The sequence below is a fragment of the Prevotella pallens genome, from assembly GCF_900454935.1.
Taxonomy (GTDB): Bacteria; Bacteroidota; Bacteroidia; order Bacteroidales; family Bacteroidaceae; genus Prevotella; species Prevotella pallens.
Window position 1 is genome coordinate 135,460 of record NZ_UGTP01000002.1, and the last position, 23,646, is coordinate 159,105.

Genomic DNA, 23,646 nt, shown 5'->3' on the forward strand with positions numbered 1-23,646 from the left:
TGTTAGTATCTAAAATCCGTAAATTGCAATATCACGCCCTCGAAGGTGTTGGACTTTTGGAAGAACCAATTAACCCACTGCTCATAACTCAAGCCATCGTTGCGTGCTATATGCTCTATATCGCCTAAATACTCCTTACCATCAATCCAAATTTGAGGTACTGCATCTGTGCTGCCATAGCAAGCCTCCATTTGCTGCACGCCCAGCTTATCCAGCCTTGCAACCTCAACCTGTCGGCTATTGTATGGTTTACCCTCCCATACTCTGATGCTTAACTCCATTTCTCCTGCATTGATTTTTTCAGCCTTTTTTGCCCAGTAATCATAGTTCCCTCTTATGGTGTGGAGCTTTGTACCAGCTTTGATTTTATCTACAAACCCAGTAGGCTCTCCAGCGCAACTATGCCCTGCCATAAATTGCTTGCTCAACATTAAAACTGCTGTCTTTTTCTTAATCATATTACTTTGTTTTACGTTAATTATATACACGCTTTTAGCACATAAAAACCCCTTACCCCTGTGTACGCTCTAACATCTTGTTGTAGTGCCTATCGCTAAGGGTTTCACGCATTGCCAACATCTTTCTCAACCTTTGTATATCCTCCATTGTTAGCTCCTTTTCCTCGCTGTCCTCATCGCCTGCATCTCTGTATATATTATGTTTGCTAATGTATGCCTCCAAAAAGGTTTGTTTCATATCCTCCAACTCTTGTGTAAAGTTCTCTTTATGCCACTCAAACATATTGGATAACTCTGCATATTGGAGAGCTGTAAGCTCAATGCTTATTCTGTTTCTGCCAATTTGCTTGTAGGACATCGTTCCAACATTCATAACCTTTGCATAACACTGCATAAACAATGTTTGCATAGCCTTGCTTCTCCCAGTTTCAAAGGTGTACCAACGTGTAGCCTGTGTATCTAAAATATCTTCAAGCCTTATGTTATACTGTTGGCAAATCCTCTCTATAGCTTGTTGAGCTGCATACGCCTCTCCTTTGTAGCCTCTATCTGCCAATGCTTGTAGCTTTAAGAGCTTTTGTTTTATGCCCTCATACTGCTTGTTATTGCTTTTGTTGTTCATAATTACGCTTATTTTGGTTGTACTTAAATCCTTATTTGCTGTTTTTAGGCGATTTCTTTCCAGCTTCTATAACTTGTACCATATTACAGGCGAAAGGCTGTTGTCGGGGCTGAAAAGTGCCAAAAACGGCTATCTCCTGCTACTCCCTGCCATTTCAATCACATTGTAGGTCTTAAATCTGTCTATCAAACGCCCAAAACCATCGTGAAACTCACTTTTAAGCTGCTCAATGGTTAGGTTGGTAGTGAGATGCCCATATTTGCCATACTGCACCCATATCTCATTGCGAGCGTGCAAAAACTCATTGGTAAGCAATTTCGTGTCCATACCAAAGTATGTTTTGCTCTCCACGCCTATATCGTTTAGGCAAATGTTTACAGGCTCTGCCTTAAACCCTTTGTTGCTCTCCTCGTTGTAGGTGTAGCGGTCAAGGTTGTTGTGTATGGTGTAGTAGTTTACCATTTGCGTTACAGAGAGGTTTTGAAATGCTTTCGGGTTATTGGTGTACCTCAAATACTCTGCAAATATCTGCATTATGAGCGTTTTCCCTGTGCCAACATTGCCGTGTATGAGTAGGTTCTTATGCAGCTTGTACCGCTTGTTGGGAAAAACTTGCTCTGCAAGCTGGCAATCGTTAAAGTAGTAGAGGAGGAAACGGAGTAGCTCCTTGTTACGCTCATCAATTACAAACTTTCTCCTTTGTGGCTCAAGCACGATAGAGTTTGCTATTGTTATGAGTAGGCTTGCGTGCTGGTTAAACACCGCCTCATTACTCAAATCCTCAAAATGCACTCTTGAGCTTCTATAATCGTTTTGTATGTGCCTCCAAATTTCGTTTAATCTTTGAGGTTCCATTTTCATTGCTTTTAGTAATCAACCCCTCCAAAATCGCCTCCATACTCGTTGGCTGCTGGGGCTGTTGGTTGTACTTGCGTTACTTGTTGCTTCTCTTCTTCGGGGTATTCCATTTCCCACCTGCTTTGGTTTATCCACGTTTGCAGCATTGCCCATTGAGGTACAAACTCCCCAGCTGCTTTTGCAGCCTTTCTGTGTTCCTCCTCTCTTTGTAGTGCTGGCATTAGCAACGGTAACACCTCTTTCCAACTTTTGGGGTATTTCTTTTTGAAATTCTCAAACTCGGTTGTTAGCCCACGCTTCTTACCTTTGTAGGCTTTACGGAACTCATCAAAAATTTGCTCGCTCTCTTTTTTTATTATTTTTTTCTCTTTTATTTCTTCTATAGTATTATCTATATTATTATTAGAAGATATATATATATTATATTCTTGAATGTTGCCCTTTTCTTTGCCCATTGGTATGCCCTTTGTTTGCCCACTAACAGAATTACAACCTTGTAAGTTATCTGTTTTACAAGGGTTTACGTTTGCCCTTTGTTTGCCCATTTCTTCAACTTTACTTTGCCCTTTTGTTTGCCCACTGTTTGCCCTTTTGTTTGCCCCATTTGGGTTGGCATTGCTTGTAACCTCCGTATTATCAATGTTTTCTGTTTGCCCTTTGTTTGCCGTTTCGTTTGCCATTGGCTGATAAATTGCATAATTCGAGATAGTGATAATGCTGTAATTTTTGCAGCTCTCAACACTAATTTCCCCAGTAGAAACAAGTCGCGCTAATCGTGTTCGCAATGCCTTAATGGTTATGCCTGTTGCCTCGCTTAAACGTGATAGGCTTGTGATGAGTTGCCCAGCTTTAAGCTCAACCCCTCTGTACCTCCACCCTTCATCGCTGTTAGCCATTAGGAGCAAATGCACAAACAAGGCAACCATAGTAGGCTCATCTGACCACTCCCATTCAAGTATTTGCCTATGTAGCTTTATCCAACCTTTATTAGTCATTGCTGTTTTTGCCGTTTTTCACGCCCTCTGTCGCATTTTCTATGCAACAGAGGTACGTGTTATTGATTAAGAATTTTCAACGCCTGTATCGGCTTGAAATTTGTAAACATCCATTAGTGCTGTTTCTTTTATGGAGAGAGCATTGTAATCAACCATTGTTGTACTCATACCAGCTTCCAGTTTTTTCATTGCATCACGCAAATTGGCTGCTTGTACGAGTACACGGTTATTGCTTCGCTTCTCGTTACCATTACGCTCATCAATCGTGATAAACTCCAGCTTACACTCAAACCATTTGTCGGCTGCATCTTCGGCACTTTCAAATACCTCTGAGTAGCGTACACGCTTAATATCGCTTACCTCAAACTCTCCAGCCATATACGGTGTAATCTCTTTGGTAATGCGTGTTTCAGCCTCTGTAAAGCTCAAAGCATCTACTAAGTATGGCTCTGAAACTTTCTTTACCATACCATTTTCCTGCGTTTTCTCATAACGCACTTTGCATTCAAACCAGCTACTCATACTTAATCCTCCTTAACTTCTATTCCATAACATCTAAAAATCAAACTCTCGAATTGCTCTGCTACATATAGAGCCTTTTCCTCGCTTGTTAGGCACAAGGGGAAACCCCAAACCGTAACCGTACCCGCACCCCGATAACTCGCATACGCACAGCGAACACCCGAATCCTCCGAATGGCTCGCATAAGCAGAGGAGAGGAGTTTAATACCTCTTTCTTTACGTTTAGCCTCTCCCATTGCCTCTATCTCCTCTTTGGTGTAGAAGTAATACACAGGAAACCACGTTGTACCGTTCTCATCGTACTTTTGTCCGTTGTTTATGGCATCGCAAATAGTAATGAGCCTGTACATGGCATCAGCCTGTAACATTGCTTTCTTATTAAAGGAGTTGCAATCATCTACATTAAACACCTCTTTGCTGCCATCAATACCTAAATGCTTGCAGGCATCTTTGTAGGTTTTAATGCTACGGAAATCAAACTTAAAAACCTCTTCTCCGAAAAGGTGCATTAAAGTTTCTTTTGTATCATCGTTGCTATTATTGTAACAAGCAATAACACTCTCTTTGCTAATTCTTAACTCTTCCATTTTTTACTATTTTCTTTGTTTGTAATTCTTTTAATGCAATTTTCAACAGCCTTATTTTGTTTTGCAATCGTAGGCTTGGAGCTGGTTGCTCTTTTAGTTGGCTTATGCGAGCCTCCAGCACCTCCTCTATGAGTTTTGCGTTACTCTCTTTTATGTACCTCATAGCGGTATGGCATCTATATCCAACACAAGCCCAGCACTTGCTGCAACTACTTTCTTACCTAATTCAGCCTTGCATTCTGCAACAAATCGCCTCTCATCACTGTTACCATCGCTAAGGTGTATGAGTACAATGTTGCGTACACAATGCAAGTTGCTGCTTTTCAGCATAGCAATGGTGTTGCTCAACTCAAAATGGCTTGTTAATAACCTATTACGCATAGCCTGTGGTACTCTACCAGCAAGTATATTGTCTGTTAAAATATCATCTGCATAGTTAGCCTCTATCAAATAGTGGTTTACATTTGCAAATCTATACTTGCAGGCGTATGTATCGGTTAAAAACACAATCTTGCCACACTCGCTATGCTCAATAACAAAACCAACACAAGGAACATCGTGCATTACCTCAAAAGGTAATATCTTAAAGCCTCCCATTTTGTAGCCTTTACCCAGTTCTATACGCTGGCAATTCCTTGTTATTCCTTTTGCTTTCAGTACCTCCTCCAGTGCTAAGACCCTAACACCTGCTTTGGCATACTCGGAGGCATAACCTGCGTGGTCGTTATGCTGGTGGGTGCATAGGCAGCCCACCAGTTTTGAGAGCTTGAAATCTATTGCTTTTTTAGCCTCAATGAGCTTTACACCAGCTTCTATAACCAGTGCCTCATTATTACCATCAAGCACATAGCCATTTCCCTTTGATGAGCTACCTAACACTTTTAATTGCATCGTATATCCTTTTTTAGAGTGGGCATTTCTTTGCAGGTTGAGCATCTTCCTCTACACTCTCTGCTGCTGGCATATCTTGTGGCTTGGCAATCTCTCCTGTATCAGTGTTTACATTTTCACCGCTGGGGAGTTCAACATACTCTGTTGGCTCAACAGTTGGCTCAATGGTCTTTGTTGAGCTTGTATTGGCTAATGTTCGCTCACTTGCAGCTGCATCGGGTGCTAACTCCTCATCTTCTGCACTACCTAAAGCTACCTTGCAGGCACGGCTGATAACCGTTTTCTTGCACATTTGGTCAGTAAACTTGGTGTGCGCTCCACTGTTGCCCCTTGCTGCTCCTTGTTGCCACGAGCTGCGTATCATAGCCATTGTCATAATTTCCAAATGCTTGCTACCATCTTTGTTTATTACCACAGCATAAGCACCTGTAATCTTCTCAATGTTTATGTTCTCCATCTTTGTTTCGTGCTTAACCAGCTGGTATAAGCCGTTTTCATCAACGGTGTACACAAACTCATCGCCCTCATATACAACCTGTGCATTTACAGTGGCAATCTCTGTATCACGTTTTGCACGCATATACTTGCCCCTATAATCCTCCCAAAAAGAAAGCTGGTTGCCAGTTACGATAAAGTAGCATTGCTTCTTTGCCACACTCAAGCCCTTTATAATCATTTCAAGGAAGCAGTTGCAAATACTCTCTTTCGTACAAACATCAACTGCTGGGCGGTCGTTTCTATCCTTTACCGTTTGCAAGTACAACCACGCTAAACGTACAGCATTGCCAGCGTGGTAATTTTGTGGCAAAACCAATTCGCCTGTCTCCTGCATAGCATTCACTCTGTCAAGCACGTTGTTTGCAGTTTCCTCTTGGAAACGTTTAAGTGCTACTGCATTGGCTGATACAGCCATTTGTGTTGGCTGCTGTGCAGCCTGTTCTTTACTCTGTGTCATAACTCAATTTTTAATCGTTGTTATTATGTATTGTTACCAGTTGTTTATCACGGCTTACAATTAGTTGTATGCACTGGCTCTGCATTGGCATAACATCGTTAATGCTTTCTGCGTTATCAATAAAGCAAGGAGCATACACGTTGTTAAAATTGCATATAGCATTGATAATATCAATACCAGCGTTAATGCGGTCTGCATTGTTCAAATCGCTATAAGGTACACCCTTAACAGTGCATTCGCACATAGGTTTCAAAGCTCCATTTAGGCGGTGGTCAAACATCGTGAATTGTACAAAACCAAACAATGAGTTTACACGTTGCTCTAATACCTCAATGTTAGCTTTTACCAATTCCTCTGCTGTGTACTCTTGGCGTTCCAGCTCTGCAAGCTGCTCATTGAGTTTCTTTTCTTGCCCCTCAAGCTCTGTTATGCGCTTGTTTTTGTTGGCAATAATCGTTCGTGTATTGAGCTTATCACGCAAGGCATCACGTTTTGCACGTAATTCCTCTTTGTCTTTTTTAAGGCTCTCACTCATTTTAGAGGCTTCCTGTGTAGCATCTGTATCGGGCTTGTTAAGCTCCTGCGTGCGTGCCTCTGCCTCTTCACGCAAAGCCTTTAACTCTGCATCGTTCTCAATGCGTTCTGCTGCTGTAAGCACTGTAACGGCTTTGGCTTTTTCAAGCTCCTGTTTAAGCTCGTTTTCGTTTTGCTGAAGCTCCAACTGCTTTGCATCAGCTCCCTCTATTCTTTCGTTGAGCTTTTTAGTGCGTTGCTTAATATCAGCAGCCTCTTGCTGCATTGCCTCTAACTTACTTGCTTTTTGAGTATTAAATGCTCGCTCCATTTCGGCTAACATAACATCAACCTTTCCTTGCTCATATCTGCGCAAACAGGTAGGGCAAACAAGCTCATCTTCATTAGCTACGAAATGAGAGCTATCCAACTCTTGCCAGCGGTTTCTAAAGTCCTCTTTCTCGCTCTCAATAGCCTTTAACTGGGCTTGCGCTTTTTCCTTGCTATCCTTTTCCTGTGCAATTTGGTTGCGGAGGTTACGCAATTTGCTTTCTAAATTGCTAATAGTGTTTTGGCGTTCATTCGTTTCTGTATTAAAGTCTTTGCGGTGCTTAAACTCAATGTTATCTGCCTTTTCTCGCAAATCATTTACAGCTTTACGCTCATTTCTGCGTGCCTTATACTCGCTATCAATAACCTTGCTGCGGTCTGCTATCTCCTCATCAATGCGCTCAATAGCTTGTTCAGTGCTGGCTATATCTTTCTCCAGTTCCACCCAGTTACAGCCCTCATCAATGAGTGTTGCTATTTCGTTTCTCTGCTCGCTAATGCGTACAGGTATTCTATCAAGCTCTTCCTTAACCTCTTTTTTCTTATAGCTAAGGTGCTGCAAAAACGCAACGAGTTCTTCGCCATCAATCTCTTTCAGTAATTGAGTAAAAGCCTCGTTACCATCAGCAATGCTCTCCAAACTAACCTCTCCAACCATTTTTGTTAGCAAGGCACGCTGTTTATCATCGGGCAAGTTCGTAAAATAATTAGGGTTGGTAATGCACACAAATAGGCTTTCAGTACAGATGCTATCAATGTATGCTTTGTAGTCTTTCTCTGTGTACTTATCGCCATTAACAAAGTAGTTAGTGGTGTGTCCTGTTAGCTTTCGCTCCTCTTGTTGGCGTGGTTTAGTCCACTTTTCAACGTACACACGTTTTAATACAACCTCTTTGCCATCAACAAGCAAAGCGACCTCTACCTCGTGCGATAATTCGGGTAATACGTTACCCTCCTCATCCTTTGTTTTAATTCCAAACTCGCTTTTGCCCTCGCTGTTTTTGCCAAACAAACACCAGCGGAAAGCATCGGCTATTGTGGTCTTACCAGTTTTGTTAGCTCCCAGTACCTGTGTTACAGTGGGGCTAAACTCAATCTTTCTTTCTCCCAGCACACCCTTAAAGTTGCGCATAGTGAGCATTTGAATTTGTATAACCATATTGTAAAAATTAAAGTAATGTACCTTTGAAAATATCTTGCCTTACAGCCTCTTCTGTTGCCAGCACTTGTAACATTTCTGTTTTGCTGTAATAGAGTGGGCTATTTGTGCTTTTCCCCTCTCTTACAGGGTGCAGTTTGCCCTCTTGTACCATTCTCTTAACCCACGCTTCACCGTGTATAAACTCTCCACCGTGCTGCGTATCTCTTTTGCGGAAAAACTCATACGCTTTGCGTTGTGTTAGTTTATCGCTGGCTGGTTCAAGTTGCTTAATAGCTTGAGCTGCTCCACACTCTGCAACACTCTCTAAAAAAGAGCGTATTTTGTATGCTTCATTTTCCATTTTCTTCCTCCTCTTTTAATGGAGAGTGCATACAGCGGTATTGGTATGCAACTACTACTATACCCAGTATAATTGCGATTAGCAACCTAACAAATGTAAATATGCTGTAATCCTCATCGGGTGTGCTTGCCAATAAAAACATAGCAATAAAACCAATGAAACTTTTTGCCGTTTCTTTTCCTGTAAGCTCTCTTTCCATACTATCCAAATAATTTGTTATCGTTAGCGTACTTGTTGAACTCTCCCATACTATGCACACCCAGTTTTAAGAATGCTGCTTTCCTGTGGTTTGCAACTGTGTTAATGCTGATAAACAATGCTTCTGCTATCTCATCGTCTTTGCGCCCCTCGTAACACATACGCATTACCTCAAGTTGTCGCTCACTTAATGAGCTATTAAATTTTGGTTGGCAAAGTATATGGTCAAACTTGCATTCTCCACGCATAGGGCAACTTACAAACTCAAAGTTAAAGTTCCATTCAGCATCAATATCAATGGTGTTATCAAATACCCCAAAGTTGCATTTTATAAACCTGCGTGCTGCAAGGAAATCACGGTAAGGCTTATTATCTACGCTCTTACTGTATATATCCATTAAGCAACTGTAAGCTGCTGGGTAATACTCTCGGAGTGCATAGAGGAGAGGCTGTATAATATCTGTATCTTTTTCTGTTAATTGCCTCTCTGCCTTGCCTACCTCCCTAAGCGTAACATCGCCCTCTGGAGTGATATAAAACTCTACTGGCTTCATACTTTTGCAGGAAATAAAACATCAGCATTAACCCCTAAATGCTCACTAATCATTTTTTGCTTTAAGGCATCGGGGCGTTGAACACCTTGTATCCACATTCTTACTGTTTGCTGGCTACAACAACATAGAGCTGCTATATCTTCAACAAATGCCTGTTTGGGGGCTTTGGCTTGTCTTGGCAAGCTGTGATAAATATCGGAAAAAGCAATACTGGCATAGCCCCCAGCGGTTATTTTTCTGCAATTTCCATTCTGTTTATTTGTTATTACACCCATTTTTGCTTATTTTTGTATCGTTAGTTGGTTATAACGATGCAAAAGTAAACCTTTTTGGTCGTATTACCAAAAGAAAATACGACTTTTTTTGTCGTAAATTTTAGTGATTTTATATAAGTAACTATGACACAGGCAGATAATGTAGGTAAAAAAATTAAGAACTACTTCAAGGAAAAAGGTATTACTCAAGTAGTAGCTGCCGAAATGCTTGGTTCAACCCAGCAAGTAGTTGGCAGACTGCTAAATGGAAAGCCTTTTGGAAAACGAACAGCAGCTAATTGGAGTAAGGTTTTTGGATTTAATGCAGCGTGGCTAACCACTGGATATGGAGCTATGTTTGAAGCGGATATGGAAAATGTAGAGAGTACGACTAAAAAAGTTGTATTAGAGGGTTCGGAAATTGTGGCTAATGAAATCCTTAAACTCATTAGTGAGGGTAAATTATACCCAGCAAGCGTTGTTAGGGAAAAAGATGAGTTGTTGTATAAGAAAGATTTGGAGATACAAAAACTCAACAGAGAGATAGGGGCGTTAAGGAGCAAACTGCAAGATGAGTTTGACACGCCCCGTAATGAAAAAACAGAGGCTGTCGTATAATCCCATTCAAACCAAAGTATTAGTATGGAAGTTGTTGAAAAACATATAAATAAGGCGTTATTAAAGGTTGAAATTGCTATTGATAACGCTATTATAGATAGCAAGCCTATTGAGGAGCTTGCAGGTATTAAAAGCTGCCTATTAGAGGCAAAAAAATCCCTGTATTATGCCAACACAACAGAGTGAAAACATTTCTACAGGGATAAAGAGGCGTTTCTATGAGGCTTTTAATGTGCTTTTAGAAAACAAAGTAATAAGAGGTCGCCAAACTTATTGCAGGCTGTATGATATTGATAAGAGGTTGTTTTATGCTCAAGAAAAAGAATTAGAGCGTAAGCTGCTTAAACTATACTGGCTTGTTCCTCTTGTAGAGGTGTACAACGTAAGTGCAAGGTGGTTGCTTACTGGTAAGGGGCGTATGATGGCTGCTAAGAAAGTGGAGGAGTAAAACGCACAAGCTCAAGCAATGTTTTGTTTGCCTCATCTTGCTTGCTGTAATCTCTATCTATGTATATATCCGTTATACGCATTTGCTCGTCCACGTGGTTTAATGCCTCGTGTATGGTTGCTTTATCTATCCCTGCTTTATTCCTTGCCAATGTTGCCCACGTATGCCTTGCTGCATAAAACTCTAAATCGGCTATGCTCACCTCGTGCATAGCACCTATTTTTTTAAGTCCCTTGTTGATATTGGCATTAAAGGTATGGGAATCGGAATAACGCTGGTAAAAGTTGAATACTCTTTTACCAGTTTTATCCCTGTACTTTTCCAGTAATGGCATTACGCAAGGCTCAACCTTAATGCTTATTGTTGCGTGGTCGGCTCTCCTGTTGCGTGTTTTGGTACGTTGGTATATTATACGGTTGCCCTCTATTTGTGTACAGTTGTACAAATCTACACTATTCATACCTATAAGCCCAAAGGAGAGCAAAAACATATCCCTTGCCAGCGTAACCCTGCTATCCTTTGTTTTGCCATCGGGTACTTGCATTATAGCTTGTATTTGCTCTGTTGTTATACTCCTCTTGCGTGTGAGTGGTTGGCGTGGAACGTGGAAACGCTTAAATGGGCTTAATGGTATGCGTATAACTCCTGCATCTTCATCATTGTATATATCCTTTGCCTTGTTATGCAATATCCGTATGTTGCCCAAATACAAGGAGGGCGCACGCTCTCCCTTTTTTCTCCCCTGTCGTGCAGGCATATCGTTTTTTATCCATAGGTAGAAATCTGTGAGGAACTGCACCGTAATTTCGTTTATATATAAGTGTTCCCTTTTTAGCCAGCGTACTAATGCGTTTATTGTACACTCGTAACTTTTTGCAGTACCAACTCTGCCAGCCTTTATGTACTCATCAATTATTTGCCTGCCAAACTCTATAAAATCAAGGTTAAATACAGAGTGTGTCCGCTCGTAATTGCTTATATACTCCACAACCTCTGCCACCCCCATACAACTTGCTTTTGCTGTTGGAATAGTAGCCGTTATCTCTTGGTACTGGGTTATCTCCTTTTTAAGCAAATCATTTACTTTGGCTGATTTTATTTTCAACCCTCGTGTCAGCTCCTCTTTGGTTACAAATATGTTTGTGGCAATGTGTCTGCGTTGCCTGTTGTGTGTAACACGTATCTTTACATTGTACGTGCCATCTGCTTTTTTATGGTGGGCATATACCACCGCCTTAAATGTTGTACTCATAATCTTGCAGGTAAATTGTGGCACATTTGAACCACATTTTACCGCAAAAGTAGAGGAAAAGCCTTAAAAGTGCGGAAACAATAAAAGCCAACTTTTGAAAGTTGGCTTTTAAGAAGTACACTTGTAGGGAATCGAACCCTAATCTTAAGAATCGGAATCTTATATTCTATCCGTTGAACTACAAGTGCTTACGAGTTTTTTGTATGTCTGTTTTGCACAATTATTGAGCTTGGTATTTTTGCCTATCATAGCTTTGCACCCTTTTTGTAGCTCAAGCACCGGAATCCTACGCTCTATTCAGCTAAGCTACGGAGCCATTGGTTTGGCTATACGCATTTGGTATGCCGAACGTGTGCAAAGGTACTGTAAAGTTCTTAATTAGCAAAATTTATGCGCCACAAAATAAGCATTAGGCAGAACTGCAAGCAAAGCCAGAAAGTAAGCAAACAGGCGTATTAAGTCTTTTAAACAATAGTTAGAAAGCAGCGTGGTTAATGTATTAATTTGTTAAGTAACACTCAACAATTTGATTATCAGCATATTTTTTTGTACCTTTGCACGCATTAATATGAAGCCGAGAAATTATGTGCACCATTTCTCATGTGCACCATTTCGCATAGCTTGCTCATTTTGTGGTAAGTTTATAGGTTTCGGAAAATTGTATGTAATGAGAATTATAAGAACACTAACAGTAGGAATTTTAATGGTATTGGCACTAAACTCTGCAAGTGCAGAGACTGCCGCAAAAGCTAAAAAATTCGATTGGCGACCCGTGATGGACGCTATTACACAGGTAGAAAGTAAAGGAAATGCAAAAGCCATAAACGGTCCGCACGCTGGAATATTACAAATTTCGCACCACGTTGTGGCAGAATGTAACAACATTTTAAAAGCAAAAGGTAGCAAGAAACGTTACACAATGGCAGACCGTTTCAGTCCCGAGAAATCGAGAGAGATGTTTATTCTGTTTCAGTCAAAATATAACAAGGCAAACAATGCAGAGCGAGCCATTCGTATGTGGCATGGCGGAATAAACTTTAGCAAGAGCAAAACGCAACAGTATTACAACAAAGTGAAGCGGTTTTTAAGAAACTAAACAAACCACAAAACACTTATAAATAGATGCTTATACGCTTTGCCTATATAAAAACTTATAGTGTATGGGTACTTGCAGAAACGTGTTTTTGCCTGTTTAAAGGTATATTCAGATGCTAAGAACCAACAACATTTATGTTTAGTTTGGTATAACAGCAGAAATATGTACCTTTGGAAGAACAAATAAAAACAAAAGAACAAAAGATTGTACGTATGAATTTTACATGGATAATAGGACTGCTTTTAGTGGGTGTTTCGGCAAGTGCCGCATACATTAGTTGGCATATTTGGCAGCTTGTGCCGTTTGGCATTTTAGGAAAATGGCTTGCTGTGGCAGCAATATTGCTGTGTTTCTTCTGCCTTTTTCTAAATACGCTTTTAGACAAGATGCCAATGCCACTTGCAACAGCACTATACGAGGTGGGCACGTCGTCTATATTTATAGGCTTATACTTGCTAATGCTGTTTGTGGTGTTAGACCTTCTTAGGCTTATTAGACTCATTCCTAAGGAGTTTCTTTATAATAGTTGGACAGGAACTGTAACTATTTCGGCACTTATTATAGGTGTCTTTGTATATGGATATCTACACTATATGGACAAAAAACGTGTAGAAATACAGCTGAATACAGAACAGAAAATGAAGCAAAAGCACCGCATTGTGATGCTTACAGACTTGCATTTGGGCTACCACAATCGTGCCGACGAATTTAGGAAGTGGATAGACACCGTGAACAAAGAGCAACCAGAAGCTGTTTTGATAGGTGGCGACATAATAGACAGAAGTATCCGCGCCATAAACGAACAAAATATGGCAGCAGAGTTTAAACGACTAAAAGCTCCGGTTTATGCGTGTTTGGGCAACCACGAATACTACAGTGGCGAACCAAAGGCTAAACAGTTTTACAAAGAAGCGGGTATAAATTTGCTGATAGATAACCACGCTTTAGTTCCGTTGAAAGGTGGCGACACACTACTTGTGATAGGCAGAGACGACCGAACAAATATGCGAAGGGCTCCGCTTAAAACACTCGCAGAGAAAGCACCACACGGCTATTACACCATAGTTATAGACCATCAGCCGTACCATTTGGAGGAAGCACAGCAAGCAGGAGTAGACTTCCAACTATCGGGACACACACATTACGGACAAGTTTGGCCCATTAGCTGGATTGAAGATGCTATTTACGAAGACGCGTTTGGTCCGCTGCAAAAGGGCAAAACGCAATATTATGTGTCGTCGGGTATTGGCATTTGGGGAGGCAAATTCCGTATAGGAACACAGTCGGAGTATATAGTTGCAGAACTTAGATAGGAATTTAGCTGCAGAAAATGTTTCTATACAAATGGGGCATTAGCACATAATGCTATTATATTTAGCTAATACAATTGTTTCGTGCCATACATCGCTTTTTTGCCAGTTATATTGCTGGTAGTACTAACTTGTATTAGCTTGCTACGTATTCAACATAAAATAAAGCAAAATTAGGCTATACGCTAATGCGCCGTTTAGTTATAAGAGCCATAGAGAAGCCATGACTCTTATAAAGTTTTTACCATTCAAAATCTTGTGCCAAACCACCCTCGCTGGTTTCCTTATAAAGCGAAGGAAGGTCGTGTCCGGTTTGTTTCATCACCTCGACAACCTTGTCGAACGAAACACGATGGCGCCCATCGCTAAAGTTAGCATACAGTTGCGCATCGAGCGCACGGCATGCAGCAAAAGCGTTACGTTCTATACATGGTATCTGCACTAATCCGCAAACAGGGTCGCAGGTCATTCCCAAGTGATGTTCTAACCCCATTTCGGCTGCATACTCTATTTGCGACGGCGTTCCACCAAATAGCTGGCAAGCAGCTGCAGACGCCATAGCGCAAGCTACACCTACTTCGCCTTGACAGCCTACTTCGGCTCCAGAGATAGACGCATTGGCTTTTACCACATTGCCAAATAAACCAGCAGTAGCCAACGCACGTAGAATTTTGCGTTCGGAGAACTGATGCGCCTTAGCCAGATGGTATAGCACACCCGGCATAACACCACACGAACCACAAGTTGGCGCAGTAACAATGGTACCACCAGAGGCATTTTCTTCGCTAACGGCAAGTGCGTAAGCATACACCAAGCCACGCGATTGCAGGCTGCTTCTATAGCTTAATGCCTTTATATAATAGTTGCTGGCTTTACGCGAAAGCTTCAACGGACCGGGTAATACGCCATCGTTTTCCAAACCACGTTCCACAGCATTACACATCATAAGCCACACTTCGTGCAAATAGTCCCATATTTCAGGACCTTCACATTCGTTTGTATATTCCCAGAAACCACGCCCACTCTCTTCGCACCAGTGTTGTATTGCTTTCAGTGTAGATAGTTCGTAGACAGGTTCTGTATAAAACATATCGTCTTTCCCTTTTCCTTCAGAGAGCGCACCACCGCCAACACTATACACCACCCATTCGTTTTCAACGTGTTTTTCGGCATCTAACGCCTTATAGCGCATACCATTTGTGTGAAAAGATAGCACTGTGCCCGGTTTCCATATTATTTCTACTGGAGCTATTTTAGATAACACTTCGGTGATAGCCACATCGGTAAGGTGGCCCTTTCCCGTTGCAGCCAAACTGCCATATAGTGTTACTTCGAACGCTTTAGCATTCGGATTACGCTGTGCAAATATCTCTGCTGCACGAGCGGGACCCATAGTATGACTGCTTGAAGGACCTTTCCCTATTCTAAATATCTCTTTCAACGAGTTCATAAATCTTCTTTATAGTTTCTTGGAATATAGTTATAGATGAAGTTGTTACACTATTTTTGCCCACGATAGATATCAGAATGACACCGCAAAGTGGTATTAGCGCATACTTTCAGCGTACAAATGTAACAATTTATTATGGAAAGTAACGATTAAAATGCTATAAAATGGTTTCAGACTATTAGTTTTTCCTATAAGCGTTAGAGCCCTAAGAGATGCTAATTTAATTAGCTCGCTTAGAGTTCCTACTGCTCTATAGGTTTTAATATACCGATATTGAATAGAATTTTTATTGTGTATAAAGAGTTGAAACACGTAAACCTAAATGAGGCATTAGACCGTAACAACAGCACATTTTGTTGGTATTACTGCTTTATACTAACGTTGTTTTTCTTGTTGGCAGATTGTTTTCTATACTAACTTGCTGTAGTTTGCTACGCGTTCGTTATGAAATAGAATCTGTCTGCACAACAATAAAACAAAACTTGTTAAGGTGCTAACACCCATATTGGGTAGAATGTTTATTCAGCTTCGCTTTGTTCAAGCAAAAATTGCTCTGCACGCTGCATATCTTCGGGCGTGTCTATACCTACAGTTTCAACGTTAGTGAGCCCTACTTTTATCTTAAATCCATTTTGTAGCCAACGCAATTGTTCCAAACCTTCAGCCAATTCAAGCGACGATTGTGGTAGCTTTGTTATTTGGTGTAACACATCTGTGCGATAAGCATATAGCCCTATATGTTTAAGAAAAGGATAAGACTCAATCCATTCGCTTTCTTCTTTCTCTCGTATATAAGGAACAAGCGCACGTGTGAAGTACATTGCATAGTTGCGATTGTCTATAATTATTTTTGGCGAGTTAGGGTTCTTTGCCTCTTCTATGGTAGCAAACGGCTTTCCAAGTGTTGCAATCTGTGTACCAACATCATTGAAACAAGCCAGCACTGTTTCAATTTGGCTGCGCTGTATGAAAGGTTCATCGCCTTGAATGTTTACCACTACATCAAAGTTTCCACCAATTTGTTCTAACGCTTCAGCAATACGGTCGGTACCACTTTGGTGGTCGGTACTTGTCATAACAGCATTTGCCCCCAGAGAAGTTATCGTATTATAAATTCGTTTGTCGTCTGTAGCAACATAAACATCGTCGAGTACGGTGCTAACTTGTTCTACAACGCGCTGTAAAACATATTTACCGCCTAATATTGCGAGTGGTTTGCCCGGGAAGCGAGACGATGCATAGCGAGCAGGAATTATACCAATTGCTTTCATTTGCATTTATTTTTTTCTGTTTTTGTATATTTGTGCTGTATTAAAAGAACAGCGTTATAAACATGTTTTGTTTGCATAGCACAGTTTGCAGCTATATTTGATAGTACCAGAACATAATGTGTCGCATTAAGGAATTTGAGAAACGAAACCAACGATAGGCACTTACGGGCTTTCCTCCAAAGCTTAAAATGAAGTCGCGATAGTTGCTATGCGAGAACGGAAGTCCAAGATTAAGAATGTGAAGATGGTTTTGTTTGCGTTTGTGCGTTTCCTTTATCGCATACCAAACTGTAAGTGTGTGGGGGTGATAGAACATATATCGCTTTTCCATAGCTGCATCGAACCACAGCATAGAATCAGTTCCAGAGTCTACAACCACGCTACCTCCAACCATTTTCCCTTTATACTCTGTAACATAAATATGTCCGAAAACACTATTCCCTATCTGCTGAAACAGTTCTTCGTTGGGTATGTATCGCTGTTTGCGTAGTATGTAGTATCGTTTTATAAGGCGATAAAGTTGGTGTATTTCAGCTTTGCTCTCCACCTTTCGTGTTTCAAATCCGCTTTCTATGGCTTTCTCCACTCGCTGAATTACCTTCGCAGAAGCCCGTTCTTCTGGTGCTCTACTGTGTAAAGAATGGTGAACTTGTATCCACGGAATAGGCACAAAGCCGTGTTTGCGCAGTGTTCTGTAGCCAAACATTTTCTTCGATATATCGCTAAGCTCTATATGGAAGCACCGATGGCGTAACAAATGGGCAACAAGGGCATTCATCATTATATCGAAAAGTTTTCCTCTCTCTATATAATCAATATAGTCTTTATAGCAACCTTCGCCATAGATGCGTGCTCGACGAGTGAAATTAATGTACAAGAAACGCCGCTTTACACGAATTTGAGCAAGAATTTGTCCGACAACTCCACCCTTCTCATCAATAGCAACCACCATACACGGGCGCAGACGTGGGGTCTGTTCCAACATACAGAAGAGGTTGTTACTGTGAAAGAAGGAGCCTTTGCAAAGCTCGGGCAGATCTTTACTATGTGTTATAATATTGGTTCTAACTTCCATATAACCTACAAGGTGCTACTGAATGTGCACCGATGGGTGTATAAACATTATTTGCAAATGTAACGAATGTTTTGTAAAAAAGAAAAGAAAGTATGGTTTTTCTATTCGTTTTTAGTAATTTTGTACCTAATATGAAGACTGTATTAATAGGTGCAGGGAATATTGCTACTGTTTTGGGACACGCCCTTTACAATGCAAAACACGACATTGTGCAGGTTTATAGCCACACAATGGCAGCAGCAATTCTCTTGGCGAAGAAACTGAATGCCACACCAACCAACAGTTTAGATACCATAACAAATAATGCCGACCTTTATATTATAGCTGTTAAAGATAGTGTGCTTGATGTTGTGATTAGCAAATTGTGTATAAATCGCACCGATAAGCTGTTTGTGCACACTGCTGGTTCGGTGTCAATTGATGTTTTTTGTGGTCGGGCAAAGCGCTATGGTGTGCTCTATCCTATGCAAACATTCTCGAAAACACGCATTATAGATTTTCAGAACATTCCTGTTTTTATAGAAGCGGATAGCAATTCAACGCTACAAACCATTACGAACGTGGCACAATCGGTTAGTAACAACGTACGCCAACTGTCGTCGGCAGACCGCCGCTATCTACATCTGGCTGCTGTATGGGCTTGCAATTATACTAATTTCTGCTACAATATGGCTGCAGAAACGTTGCAAAAGGTGGGACTATCTTTCGATATTATGTTGCCATTAATTGATGAAACAGCAAGAAAAGTACACTATTTGTCGCCACAAGAAGCACAAACAGGGCCAGCTATACGATACGATGAAAACATAATTGAAGCACAAATGAAACTTATGAACTACGATAAGAGTGCACAACAGCTGTACCAACTAATGGCAGAGAATATTCATAAAAGAAATAAAAAATAGATATATACATATTGTTTAATAATATTTTATAACGCAATGATAAACTACGAGTTAGATAAAATAAAGGCTATTATATTTGATGTAGATGGAGTTCTCTCGCTAAACACCGTATCTATGAATAGCGAAGGCGACCCTGTAAGAACCTTAAACATTAAAGATGGATATGCCATTCAGCTTGCTGTGAAGCTCGGACTAAAACTTGCCATTATGACGGGAGGCAGAAACGAAGAAATACGGAAACGATATGCCTATCTCGGAGTACACGATGTGTTTTTAAATTGTGCCGTTAAGCTGGACACATGGGAAGCTTATCTTAAAGCAAACAATCTGCAACCAGAAGAAATTATATACGTTGGCGACGATATTCCCGACTATGAGGTAATGCAAAGGGCAGGCTGTGCATGTTGTCCAAAGGACGCTTGTGCCGACATTAAAGCCATTGCCACTTACGTAAGCAACTACAATGGCGGTATGGGAGTGGCTCGCGATATCATTGAACAGGTGTTGCGCGCACAAGGAAAATGGCTGAAAAGTGCAAAAGCCTTTGGGTGGTAAGAGTGCTTTGATGGACTTCTTATAAAGGTACACCAAAGTTTTTAGACAAGAATTGCAGACCTTTAAAACTATAATATGTATATGAAAACAGCATTGAAAAACAATTTTGAGAAAACGCTATCGGCGCTTTTGTTCATAGTAATGTGCCTATATACTTGCCAGACCTATGCGCAAATGATGAATATGACACCTTACGATTTGCCCATTCCCGACAGTCTGCGTCTTGCCACAGATAAAAGAATGACTAAAGAACAAGCTATTTACGACATCAATGCTTTGATTTATACTGTCAGTGAAGTACATCCGAACATGTATGCAATGTGCAACCAAGGCGAGTTTATGAGCCGTGTGAACGCAATAGAGCAGGAAATGCCCGACACTATTACGCGCGCCACCCTATATAAGTATGTTGCACCACTATTAGCACTACTCGGCGATGGACACACACACGTGTTTCCACCTTACAACGACATACTTACAAAGACTGTTCTACGCTTTCCATTGCAGGTAGATGTGGACAACCAGAGTGGCAAAATAACAGCTCGCTATTCTCTATTCGGCATTCCGAAAGGGGCAGAAATAACCGAAATAAACGGTGTCTCAAGTGACGCCATCATTGCAAACTTACTTCAATACGTGTCGGGAGAGCGCCCTTTCTTTCGCTTAATGAAACTAAAGGATTACTTTAGCGCCCTATTCCAACTTTGCTATTATGCCGATAAGTATACTATCAAATATGTATGGAAGAACAATATAAAGGAAACAATACTAAAAGGAGCAACCTTCGATGAGATAATAGCCGAGAAAAAGAAAGTCGAAAAGGCTACAGGGAAGCTACTTGAAACAAAGAAACAGGAACAGAAACATTTTGAATACCAACTCTTAGAGGGTGGTCGGGTGGCACTAATGTCGTTCAACGACTGCACAGACCCATCAGGAATGACAGTCTTTCTCGACTCAATGATAACCGAAATAAACGCAAAGAAGGTGCAGAACCTTATAATAGACGTGCGCAAAAATGACGGTGGCGATTCTCGTATAGGCGATTTGATATTCGAACGCATAAGTAAAGTGCCTTTCCAACAGTTTGGAAAAGCCTTTATGCGTATAACTCCAACAACGCAACGTTTATTAAAGAACGCTTACGGTGATAAGTTTCTATCGCCTACAGGACTGTACTTGGAAAATGAAGATAGCTTAAATGTACCACTAAACAATAAAGCTCGCTGCTATACTGGTAAGGTTTGGCTGTTAACAAGCAACTACACGTTCTCTTCGGCTGCTTCTTTTTCGTGGGCATTCAAATACTTCAATATGGGCAAAGTTGTTGGTGAGGAAACTGGTGGTATGAATGTTTGCTTCGGAGATGTACTCGAATACCGTCTGCCCATATCGCAATTATATTGCTACATATCGTATAAGCGGTTCTGGCAATACGGCGCTGACGAAACAGATATACACGGCACGATACCCGATATTGCAGTTCCTGCCGACAAAGCACTGGAAACAACGTTGCAACTGATAAGAAACAAAAAATAAAGAAGATATGAGCTATAAAGATTACCATATTATATTGGCGAGCAATTCGCCCAGGAGAAAAGAGCTGTTGCGTGGTCTCGATATTGCATTCGATGTGCGTGTGCTGCCAAATATTGCCGAAACATATCCTAACACTATAGCACCGTCAGATGTTGCTGCCTATATAAGTAGTGAGAAAGCTGATGCGTACAAAGACGCAATAACTGATAACGAACTTGTTATTACGGCAGATACCGTGGTTATCGTGGACAACGAAATACTGGGAAAGCCTCACAACAATGCTGAAGCAAAGCAAATGCTACACAAAATAAGTGGTAGACAACATCAAGTGGTTACTGCCGTATGTTTAACAACTACGAAAAAGCAACGCTGCTTTTCGGTTTCTACCAACGTTACCTTTAAACAGCTAACAGAAGAAGAGGTGAACTATTATGTAGAAACTTATAGACCGTTAGACAAGGCTGGTGCATACGGCATTCAAGAGTGGATTGGATATATTGGTGTAACATCGCTCGAAGGTAGCTACTTTAACGTTATGGGACTACCCGTGCAACGCATTTGGGAAGAACTAAACGCATTTTAATGTATAAAAAACAACGGTTTCAACGAAACAATACAGCTTCTTTTGCAAGCTAAAACATAGGCTTTTGCAAAACAAAACAACGGTTTCAACGAAACAAAACAATTATAAAAGATTAAAACAATGGCTTTAATAAAAGCAGCAAGAGGAAAAAGTCCACAGTGGGGAGAGCGTTGCTACTTTGCAGAGAACGCTACTTTGGCAGGTAATATAACGATGGGTAACGACTGTTCGATATGGTTTGGGGCAGTGATACGTGCCGATGTAGATGCAATAGTAATGGGAAACGAAGTGAACGTACAGGATTTGGCGTGTATTCACCAAACCGAAGGAAAACCTGTAGTTATTGAAGATGGTGCTAGCATTGGTCATTCGGCTGTTGTGCATGGTGCTACTATTCGTAAAAATGCTCTCGTTGGAATGAATGCAACGGTGCTCGATAATGCCGAAGTGGGCGAAAACTCTGTGGTAGCAGCAGGTGCCGTAGTACTGCAAGGCACAATAATACCGCCTAACGAGATATGGGGTGGCATTCCAGCAAAGCGCATTAAAGCAGCAACGCCAGGACAATCGCGTTTGTTTGCCGACCATTATCTGTACATAAAGAAATGGTACGAGGCAGAGGAAGAGTGAATTTAAATAAATCACACCACTCTTTCATCGTCCACACAAATAAACTAATGCTGTGTATAATGCCGATAAAAGTATGTATATAAGGGCATTATACACGCATTAAGATAACTTTATATTAAACATAAAACACCTATAATATATACCATAACTCCATTTTTATACCAATGAAAACAACCAAAATAAATAATAACAAATAATTTTTTTCAACTTTAAATGTCACAAAACTGTTGTTCGTTCGTTTACCTTTTGAAAAGCAATGGAAATAGAAACATTTAGCCAAATGGCAATAAACCTGCGTAGCCGACTACTTAAAGTGGCTGCAACACTGGAGGGAGGAGATGCTGAAGCCGAAGACTTCGTGCAAGAAACTTTTCTCCGCATGTGGGCAATGCGACAGAAATTAGACGCACATACCAACATTGAAGCATTGGCTATAAAGATTATTAAAGGAGTGGCTATAGACCATTGGCGACATAGAAAAATAGAATGTGCAGAGAGTAATAGGCCGAAAGAACTTGTTGCAGAACTGGAACAGACAGATGGAAAGGACGATATGGAGCTGATACAGTATATTGTAGACCATCTACCACCACTACAACAGCAAGTGTTTAGACTGAAAGAGATAGACGGATACGAAAACGAAGAGATTGCAAAAATATGTAATTGCAAACCCGAAGCACTACGACAAAATCTATCAAGAGCCCGAAGATACATTCAAAAAGAATTTATAAGACTGACAACAGAGAGGAGAACTATATGCAAATAGACAATATTAACAGCTTAATTGCTAAATATACAGAAGGCGAAACGACTGTTGCAGAAGAAGAACAACTACGAAACTTCTTTGCACAAGACCCGCTACTGGTACCAAACGAACTGAGACCATTTTGCGCTTTGTTTCGTTGGGAACAGCAAGAACGCTGCAAACAAGTGGCAAAACAAACGGTTTCATCGGCAAAAACAAACGCTCTTAAAAAACATAAACGCCTACCAAACTGGATTGTTGCTACTGTTTCGGCTGCTGCAGCTGTGGTGATTACATTATTTATAGTGCGACACAATGTTACAAAAACTGGCGATTATGCTTTTATAGATGGCGAATGCACTACCAACAAAACTATGGTTCACCAAGAGGCAGAAGCTGCTCTAGATATGGTTTCTGCCAACGAGGGTGAAGATTTCCAAGCGCTTTCACAAATAGGAGGAACAAGCAATGAAGAATAAAATAATGAGAATAGCCATTATGCTATGTCTGTTTGTAGCTATAATACCTGCAAAAGCACAGAGCGATTTGCAGATAAATATTGTGTTCGAACGCTTCGGAAAGGCAAAAAACTGTAAGATGGTAGTGCTAAACGATGCCGTTCTCAGAGGCTACAAACTAAAGGTTTACAAAGCATTGACCTATAAAAAGATTGGTGCAAGCATAGCTCCATATTTGAATAGCGATAGAAAAAAGGCACGTAAAATACGCGAAATAGTGGATAATGGTAAAATTACCAGTGGCTACTATATGCTTCCACCACTACCTTCGGGACTTAACAGGTATATACTTTTCAGTAATCTAACTAACAATAGTGGAGCCATTATTTATATAGAAGGTACGCTCGGTCCAGACGATATTATGAAACTATGCTACGCTAAACATTGAAACAAAAACCAATAATAATAATAT

At 40.7% G+C, this 23,646-nt stretch carries 31 protein-coding genes and 1 tRNA gene; 13 read left to right on the plus strand and 19 right to left on the minus strand.

From position 1 onward, the window contains the following. Positions 1–2 precede the first annotated feature (2 nt). From DX009_RS09820 to DX009_RS09885, 14 genes are all read right to left on the minus strand, one after another. Entirely contained in the window at positions 3–458 is a 456-nt protein-coding gene (locus tag DX009_RS09820) for a hypothetical protein (protein ID WP_115083948.1), read from the minus strand. 52 nt (positions 459–510) lie between these two features. Continuing rightward, entirely contained in the window at positions 511–1,080 is a 570-nt protein-coding gene (locus DX009_RS09825; protein ID WP_115083949.1) for a hypothetical protein, read from the minus strand. A gap of 129 nt (positions 1,081–1,209) precedes the next feature. Continuing rightward, entirely contained in the window at positions 1,210–1,941 is a 732-nt protein-coding gene (locus tag DX009_RS09830; RefSeq protein ID WP_245944628.1) for a P-loop NTPase family protein, read from the minus strand. A gap of 5 nt (positions 1,942–1,946) precedes the next feature. Continuing rightward, entirely contained in the window at positions 1,947–2,933 is a 987-nt protein-coding gene (locus tag DX009_RS09835; RefSeq protein ID WP_147278680.1) for a hypothetical protein, read from the minus strand. A 66-nt stretch (positions 2,934–2,999) separates the two neighbouring features. After that, positions 3,000–3,455: a DUF4494 domain-containing protein gene (locus tag DX009_RS09840; RefSeq protein WP_115083951.1), complete on the minus strand. Its 456-nt coding sequence runs from the start codon at positions 3,453–3,455 to the stop codon at positions 3,000–3,002. Between the two features lie 2 nt (positions 3,456–3,457). Next, the gene (locus tag DX009_RS09845) at positions 3,458–4,042 is read right to left on the minus strand and encodes a hypothetical protein (protein WP_115083952.1); all 585 of its coding nucleotides are present in this window, start codon (positions 4,040–4,042) and stop codon (positions 3,458–3,460) included. Next, the gene (locus tag DX009_RS09850; RefSeq protein ID WP_115083953.1) at positions 4,023–4,205 is read right to left on the minus strand and encodes a hypothetical protein; all 183 of its coding nucleotides are present in this window, start codon (positions 4,203–4,205) and stop codon (positions 4,023–4,025) included. The genes DX009_RS09845 and DX009_RS09850 overlap by 20 nt, the downstream gene beginning before the upstream one ends. Continuing rightward, positions 4,202–4,933, minus strand: a complete 732-nt coding sequence (locus DX009_RS09855) for an MBL fold metallo-hydrolase (RefSeq protein WP_115083954.1) — start codon at positions 4,931–4,933, stop codon at positions 4,202–4,204. Before DX009_RS09855 ends, DX009_RS09850 begins: the two co-directional genes overlap by 4 nt. A gap of 13 nt (positions 4,934–4,946) precedes the next feature. Further along, complete coding sequence (locus DX009_RS09860; protein WP_115083955.1) at positions 4,947–5,888, minus strand: recombinase RecT; 942 nt, start codon at positions 5,886–5,888, stop codon at positions 4,947–4,949. Between the two features lie 10 nt (positions 5,889–5,898). Further along, entirely contained in the window at positions 5,899–7,890 is a 1,992-nt protein-coding gene (locus DX009_RS09865) for an AAA family ATPase (protein WP_115083956.1), read from the minus strand. 10 nt (positions 7,891–7,900) lie between these two features. Beyond that, positions 7,901–8,233: a hypothetical protein gene (locus DX009_RS09870; RefSeq protein WP_115083957.1), complete on the minus strand. Its 333-nt coding sequence runs from the start codon at positions 8,231–8,233 to the stop codon at positions 7,901–7,903. Further along, positions 8,223–8,432: a hypothetical protein gene (locus tag DX009_RS09875; RefSeq protein WP_115083958.1), complete on the minus strand. Its 210-nt coding sequence runs from the start codon at positions 8,430–8,432 to the stop codon at positions 8,223–8,225. Before DX009_RS09875 ends, DX009_RS09870 begins: the two co-directional genes overlap by 11 nt. 1 nt (position 8,433) lies before the next feature. Continuing rightward, positions 8,434–8,985, minus strand: coding sequence for a response regulator transcription factor (locus DX009_RS09880; protein ID WP_115083959.1), 552 nt, complete (start codon positions 8,983–8,985; stop codon positions 8,434–8,436). Next, positions 8,982–9,260, minus strand: coding sequence for a helix-turn-helix domain-containing protein (locus tag DX009_RS09885; RefSeq protein WP_245944629.1), 279 nt, complete (start codon positions 9,258–9,260; stop codon positions 8,982–8,984). The genes DX009_RS09880 and DX009_RS09885 overlap by 4 nt, the downstream gene beginning before the upstream one ends. Before the next feature lie 123 nt (positions 9,261–9,383). Between DX009_RS09885 and DX009_RS09890 the strand changes: the two genes are divergently transcribed. The 3 genes from DX009_RS09890 to DX009_RS09895 are packed head-to-tail and all read left to right on the plus strand — an operon-like array spanning position 9,384 to position 10,305. Beyond that, positions 9,384–9,857: a helix-turn-helix domain-containing protein gene (locus DX009_RS09890; protein ID WP_115083960.1), complete on the plus strand. Its 474-nt coding sequence runs from the start codon at positions 9,384–9,386 to the stop codon at positions 9,855–9,857. 24 nt (positions 9,858–9,881) lie between these two features. Next, positions 9,882–10,043 carry a hypothetical protein gene (locus tag DX009_RS13385; RefSeq protein WP_181792353.1) on the plus strand — a complete coding sequence of 54 codons (162 nt, stop codon included), beginning with the start codon at positions 9,882–9,884 and terminating at the stop codon, positions 10,041–10,043. After that, positions 10,024–10,305, plus strand: a complete 282-nt coding sequence (locus DX009_RS09895; protein ID WP_061450501.1) for a hypothetical protein — start codon at positions 10,024–10,026, stop codon at positions 10,303–10,305. Before DX009_RS13385 ends, DX009_RS09895 begins: the two co-directional genes overlap by 20 nt. On the opposite strand, the gene DX009_RS09900 is transcribed toward DX009_RS09895, so the two are convergent. Together DX009_RS09900 and DX009_RS09905 are read right to left on the minus strand one after the other, a co-directional pair. Then, positions 10,286–11,557: a site-specific integrase gene (locus DX009_RS09900; RefSeq protein WP_115083961.1), complete on the minus strand. Its 1,272-nt coding sequence runs from the start codon at positions 11,555–11,557 to the stop codon at positions 10,286–10,288. The two genes, DX009_RS09895 and DX009_RS09900, sit on opposite strands and share 20 nt — an antisense overlap. A gap of 116 nt (positions 11,558–11,673) precedes the next feature. Beyond that, positions 11,674–11,745: transfer RNA gene (locus tag DX009_RS09905), tRNA-Arg, on the minus strand. A 479-nt stretch (positions 11,746–12,224) separates the two neighbouring features. On the opposite strand from DX009_RS09905, the gene DX009_RS09910 reads away from it, so the two are divergent. Together DX009_RS09910 and DX009_RS09915 are read left to right on the plus strand one after the other, a co-directional pair. Further along, on the plus strand, positions 12,225–12,653 hold the full coding sequence (locus DX009_RS09910) for a transglycosylase SLT domain-containing protein (RefSeq protein ID WP_115084064.1): 429 nt from the start codon (positions 12,225–12,227) through the stop codon (positions 12,651–12,653). Positions 12,654–12,865: 212 nt separating this feature from the next. Beyond that, a complete protein-coding gene (locus DX009_RS09915) occupies positions 12,866–13,966 on the plus strand; it encodes a metallophosphoesterase (protein WP_115084065.1) in 1,101 nt (366 codons plus the stop codon). Between the two features lie 238 nt (positions 13,967–14,204). Here DX009_RS09915 and DX009_RS09920 read toward each other — a convergent pair whose 3' ends face one another. The 3 genes from DX009_RS09920 to DX009_RS09930 form a co-directional block, all read right to left on the minus strand. Further along, a complete protein-coding gene (locus DX009_RS09920) occupies positions 14,205–15,413 on the minus strand; it encodes an L-serine ammonia-lyase, iron-sulfur-dependent, subunit alpha (RefSeq protein WP_115083962.1) in 1,209 nt (402 codons plus the stop codon). A gap of 518 nt (positions 15,414–15,931) precedes the next feature. After that, positions 15,932–16,684 (minus strand): 3-deoxy-manno-octulosonate cytidylyltransferase, encoded by a 753-nt coding sequence (kdsB, locus tag DX009_RS09925; RefSeq protein ID WP_115084066.1) that lies wholly within the window; start codon positions 16,682–16,684, stop codon positions 15,932–15,934. Positions 16,685–16,775: 91 nt separating this feature from the next. Beyond that, positions 16,776–17,669, minus strand: coding sequence for a GNAT family N-acetyltransferase (locus DX009_RS09930; RefSeq protein ID WP_245944630.1), 894 nt, complete (start codon positions 17,667–17,669; stop codon positions 16,776–16,778). A 221-nt stretch (positions 17,670–17,890) separates the two neighbouring features. On the opposite strand from DX009_RS09930, the gene DX009_RS09935 reads away from it, so the two are divergent. From DX009_RS09935 to DX009_RS09970, 8 genes are all read left to right on the plus strand, one after another. Next, entirely contained in the window at positions 17,891–18,664 is a 774-nt protein-coding gene (locus DX009_RS09935; protein WP_115083963.1) for a Rossmann-like and DUF2520 domain-containing protein, read from the plus strand. Positions 18,665–18,700: 36 nt separating this feature from the next. After that, on the plus strand, positions 18,701–19,219 hold the full coding sequence (locus tag DX009_RS09940; protein WP_115083964.1) for a KdsC family phosphatase: 519 nt from the start codon (positions 18,701–18,703) through the stop codon (positions 19,217–19,219). 81 nt (positions 19,220–19,300) lie between these two features. Further along, positions 19,301–20,758, plus strand: a complete 1,458-nt coding sequence (locus DX009_RS09945) for a S41 family peptidase (protein ID WP_245944631.1) — start codon at positions 19,301–19,303, stop codon at positions 20,756–20,758. A gap of 7 nt (positions 20,759–20,765) precedes the next feature. After that, positions 20,766–21,341 carry a Maf-like protein gene (locus tag DX009_RS09950; RefSeq protein WP_115083966.1) on the plus strand — a complete coding sequence of 192 codons (576 nt, stop codon included), beginning with the start codon at positions 20,766–20,768 and terminating at the stop codon, positions 21,339–21,341. Positions 21,342–21,461: 120 nt separating this feature from the next. Further along, complete coding sequence (locus tag DX009_RS09955; protein ID WP_115083967.1) at positions 21,462–21,971, plus strand: gamma carbonic anhydrase family protein; 510 nt, start codon at positions 21,462–21,464, stop codon at positions 21,969–21,971. A 256-nt stretch (positions 21,972–22,227) separates the two neighbouring features. Further along, the gene (locus DX009_RS09960) at positions 22,228–22,737 is read left to right on the plus strand and encodes an RNA polymerase sigma factor (protein WP_006046312.1); all 510 of its coding nucleotides are present in this window, start codon (positions 22,228–22,230) and stop codon (positions 22,735–22,737) included. Beyond that, positions 22,728–23,195: a hypothetical protein gene (locus tag DX009_RS09965; protein ID WP_115083968.1), complete on the plus strand. Its 468-nt coding sequence runs from the start codon at positions 22,728–22,730 to the stop codon at positions 23,193–23,195. The genes DX009_RS09960 and DX009_RS09965 overlap by 10 nt, the downstream gene beginning before the upstream one ends. After that, on the plus strand, positions 23,185–23,622 hold the full coding sequence (locus tag DX009_RS09970; RefSeq protein WP_006046314.1) for a hypothetical protein: 438 nt from the start codon (positions 23,185–23,187) through the stop codon (positions 23,620–23,622). The genes DX009_RS09965 and DX009_RS09970 overlap by 11 nt, the downstream gene beginning before the upstream one ends. The last annotated feature ends 24 nt before the right edge of the window (positions 23,623–23,646 follow it).

What these genes read in the sequence shown, in the direction of transcription:
- DX009_RS09820 (WP_115083948.1), bottom strand. Translation starts at nt 458, where the DNA reads ATGATTAAGAAAAAGACAGCAGTTTTAATGTTGAGCAAGCAATTTATG.
- DX009_RS09825 (WP_115083949.1), bottom strand. Translation starts at nt 1,080, where the DNA reads ATGAACAACAAAAGCAATAACAAGCAGTATGAGGGCATAAAACAAAAG.
- DX009_RS09830 (WP_245944628.1), bottom strand. Translation starts at nt 1,941, where the DNA reads ATGAAAATGGAACCTCAAAGATTAAACGAAATTTGGAGGCACATACAA.
- DX009_RS09835 (WP_147278680.1), bottom strand. Translation starts at nt 2,933, where the DNA reads ATGACTAATAAAGGTTGGATAAAGCTACATAGGCAAATACTTGAATGG.
- DX009_RS09840 (WP_115083951.1), bottom strand. Translation starts at nt 3,455, where the DNA reads ATGAGTAGCTGGTTTGAATGCAAAGTGCGTTATGAGAAAACGCAGGAA.
- DX009_RS09845 (WP_115083952.1), bottom strand. Translation starts at nt 4,042, where the DNA reads ATGGAAGAGTTAAGAATTAGCAAAGAGAGTGTTATTGCTTGTTACAAT.
- DX009_RS09850 (WP_115083953.1), bottom strand. Translation starts at nt 4,205, where the DNA reads ATGAGGTACATAAAAGAGAGTAACGCAAAACTCATAGAGGAGGTGCTG.
- DX009_RS09855 (WP_115083954.1), bottom strand. Translation starts at nt 4,933, where the DNA reads ATGCAATTAAAAGTGTTAGGTAGCTCATCAAAGGGAAATGGCTATGTG.
- DX009_RS09860 (WP_115083955.1), bottom strand. Translation starts at nt 5,888, where the DNA reads ATGACACAGAGTAAAGAACAGGCTGCACAGCAGCCAACACAAATGGCT.
- DX009_RS09865 (WP_115083956.1), bottom strand. Translation starts at nt 7,890, where the DNA reads ATGGTTATACAAATTCAAATGCTCACTATGCGCAACTTTAAGGGTGTG.
- DX009_RS09870 (WP_115083957.1), bottom strand. Translation starts at nt 8,233, where the DNA reads ATGGAAAATGAAGCATACAAAATACGCTCTTTTTTAGAGAGTGTTGCA.
- DX009_RS09875 (WP_115083958.1), bottom strand. Translation starts at nt 8,432, where the DNA reads ATGGAAAGAGAGCTTACAGGAAAAGAAACGGCAAAAAGTTTCATTGGT.
- DX009_RS09880 (WP_115083959.1), bottom strand. Translation starts at nt 8,985, where the DNA reads ATGAAGCCAGTAGAGTTTTATATCACTCCAGAGGGCGATGTTACGCTT.
- DX009_RS09885 (WP_245944629.1), bottom strand. Translation starts at nt 9,260, where the DNA reads ATGGGTGTAATAACAAATAAACAGAATGGAAATTGCAGAAAAATAACC.
- DX009_RS09890 (WP_115083960.1), top strand. Translation starts at nt 9,384, where the DNA reads ATGACACAGGCAGATAATGTAGGTAAAAAAATTAAGAACTACTTCAAG.
- DX009_RS13385 (WP_181792353.1), top strand. Translation starts at nt 9,882, where the DNA reads ATGGAAGTTGTTGAAAAACATATAAATAAGGCGTTATTAAAGGTTGAA.
- DX009_RS09895 (WP_061450501.1), top strand. Translation starts at nt 10,024, where the DNA reads ATGCCAACACAACAGAGTGAAAACATTTCTACAGGGATAAAGAGGCGT.
- DX009_RS09900 (WP_115083961.1), bottom strand. Translation starts at nt 11,557, where the DNA reads ATGAGTACAACATTTAAGGCGGTGGTATATGCCCACCATAAAAAAGCA.
- DX009_RS09910 (WP_115084064.1), top strand. Translation starts at nt 12,225, where the DNA reads ATGAGAATTATAAGAACACTAACAGTAGGAATTTTAATGGTATTGGCA.
- DX009_RS09915 (WP_115084065.1), top strand. Translation starts at nt 12,866, where the DNA reads ATGAATTTTACATGGATAATAGGACTGCTTTTAGTGGGTGTTTCGGCA.
- DX009_RS09920 (WP_115083962.1), bottom strand. Translation starts at nt 15,413, where the DNA reads ATGAACTCGTTGAAAGAGATATTTAGAATAGGGAAAGGTCCTTCAAGC.
- kdsB (WP_115084066.1), bottom strand. Translation starts at nt 16,684, where the DNA reads ATGAAAGCAATTGGTATAATTCCTGCTCGCTATGCATCGTCTCGCTTC.
- DX009_RS09930 (WP_245944630.1), bottom strand. Translation starts at nt 17,669, where the DNA reads ATGTTGGAACAGACCCCACGTCTGCGCCCGTGTATGGTGGTTGCTATT.
- DX009_RS09935 (WP_115083963.1), top strand. Translation starts at nt 17,891, where the DNA reads ATGAAGACTGTATTAATAGGTGCAGGGAATATTGCTACTGTTTTGGGA.
- DX009_RS09940 (WP_115083964.1), top strand. Translation starts at nt 18,701, where the DNA reads ATGATAAACTACGAGTTAGATAAAATAAAGGCTATTATATTTGATGTA.
- DX009_RS09945 (WP_245944631.1), top strand. Translation starts at nt 19,301, where the DNA reads ATGAAAACAGCATTGAAAAACAATTTTGAGAAAACGCTATCGGCGCTT.
- DX009_RS09950 (WP_115083966.1), top strand. Translation starts at nt 20,766, where the DNA reads ATGAGCTATAAAGATTACCATATTATATTGGCGAGCAATTCGCCCAGG.
- DX009_RS09955 (WP_115083967.1), top strand. Translation starts at nt 21,462, where the DNA reads ATGGCTTTAATAAAAGCAGCAAGAGGAAAAAGTCCACAGTGGGGAGAG.
- DX009_RS09960 (WP_006046312.1), top strand. Translation starts at nt 22,228, where the DNA reads ATGGAAATAGAAACATTTAGCCAAATGGCAATAAACCTGCGTAGCCGA.
- DX009_RS09965 (WP_115083968.1), top strand. Translation starts at nt 22,728, where the DNA reads ATGCAAATAGACAATATTAACAGCTTAATTGCTAAATATACAGAAGGC.
- DX009_RS09970 (WP_006046314.1), top strand. Translation starts at nt 23,185, where the DNA reads ATGAAGAATAAAATAATGAGAATAGCCATTATGCTATGTCTGTTTGTA.